Source organism: Lactobacillus johnsonii ATCC 33200 (assembly GCF_000159355.1).
GTDB lineage: Bacteria > Bacillota > Bacilli > Lactobacillales > Lactobacillaceae > Lactobacillus > Lactobacillus johnsonii.
The window spans coordinates 1-1,761 of sequence record NZ_GG670124.1 but is presented as its reverse complement, the minus strand read 5'-3'; the positions used below and the strand labels follow the sequence as shown (position 1 = coordinate 1,761).

Annotated in this window: 1 protein-coding gene; it reads left to right on the top strand. The window is 43.2% G+C overall.

Features of this window, described 5'->3' with window-relative positions; translation table 11 throughout:
* Positions 1–1,678: mucin-binding protein (locus HMPREF0528_RS08530; protein ID WP_169302916.1), on the top strand; the 1,678-nt coding region annotated here is incomplete at its 5' end.
* Positions 1,679–1,761 lie beyond the last annotated feature (83 nt).

Sequence of the window (1,761 nt, the reverse complement as noted above, 5' to 3'; positions counted from 1 at the left end):
ATGGACACCAGCTGACAGTCAAAAGTTTGATGATGTTGTAACGCCTGCAATCACCGGTTACACACCGGATCAAGATAAAGTAGCTGGTCAAACAGCTAACTTTGATACGCAAGATCGTAAAGTAACGGTTACTTACTCGCCAGATATTCAATTAGGTCGCATTAATTATATTGACGATAATACGGGTAAGACTTTAACTCATGACGACTTCTCAGGCAGAACCAATGAACATGAAGACTACACGCCAATTGATCGAATTAAAGAATTTAAAAATAAGGGCTATGAACTTGTTTCAAATGATTATCCAGGTGGCGGTTTTAACTTTGACGATAACGATCAGCAAGATCAAGTCTTTAATGTCCATTTAAAGCACGGCACAACCACAGTAACGCCTGAAAACCCAGGTAAGCCGGGTGAACCAGTAGATCCTGATAACCCAGATGGCCCTAAGTACCCAGATGGAACGGACAAGACCGGCTTGACTGACACCGTTAACCGGACGATCACCTACGTGATGATTGACGGGTCAAAGGCACCTGATGCGGTTCATGACTCACTGTCCTACACTGCTTCTAAGGTCATCGACAAGGTGAACGGCGAAGTGCTAGAAACTAAGTGGTCAGCAAATCAGGACTTCAAGGACGTGGATTCACCAAGCGTAAAGGGCTACACGCCTGACAAGAAGACCGTATCCAACAAGAACGTGGCACACGACGCAGCCGACATTACCGAAACCGTCAAGTACAGTGCCGATGCCCAAAAGGCTAGCGTAACTTACGTTGACGACAAGACCGGGAAGACCCTGAAGGTCGACAATTTGAACGGCGTAACGAGCGCCAAGAGCGGCTACACCACCAAGGCCGCAATCGACACTTACACTGGTCTTGGCTACACTTTGGTAAGTGACGATACCAACGGCAACGAGGTTGTCTTTGACAACGACGATTCCAATGATCAAGCCTTCACGGTTCACCTGAGCCACGGCACGATCACCGTTACTCCGGAAAATCCGGGCAAGCCTGGCGAGCCAGTAGATCCTGATAACCCAGATGGCCCTAAGTATCCAGATGGGACGGATGAATACCAGGTTAAGAGAACAGGTACTCAAACTATCCATTACGTTGGCGCTAGTGATAAGACGCCTGCTGATAACAATCAAACTTTCATATTTACTCGTGAAATTACCTTCGACAATGTAACTGGGAATATCATTAGCGTAACTCCATGGAATGTGCAAAGCCATACCTTTGGCAATGTTGATACTCCAGTAATTCCTGGATACCACGCTGATAAGGCTGTAGCAGGTGGTGCAACAGTAACTCCAGATGATTTGAACAGGGTAATAACTGTAACTTATGCACCAGATGGTAACCCTGGTAATCCTGGTGATCAACCTGATTCTGAAATATCGTCTGATGAACATTTTGAAAATGTAAAAGCTAAGGATAAATTAGATAAAACTAATCCAAAGAAGATGGATGCGTATAAGAAGGAAAGAAAGATTATTAAGACTAAAATTGCAAAGCAAGACCATACTGAAATAGCAGAGCCTAAACTCCCACAGACTGGTGAAGCTGATAATAGCATTATTGGTTTACTCGGAATGTTATTAGCAAGTTTTGCAGCAATGTTTGGTTTTGATAGTCTTCATAGTCATGATAAGAAACACAAAAACTAAATCTCAATACTAGTCAAAAACAAGACTTCCTTTATTTAGGGAGTCTTGTTTTTTTGAACTTTAGATTAAAATGATTTTTATTT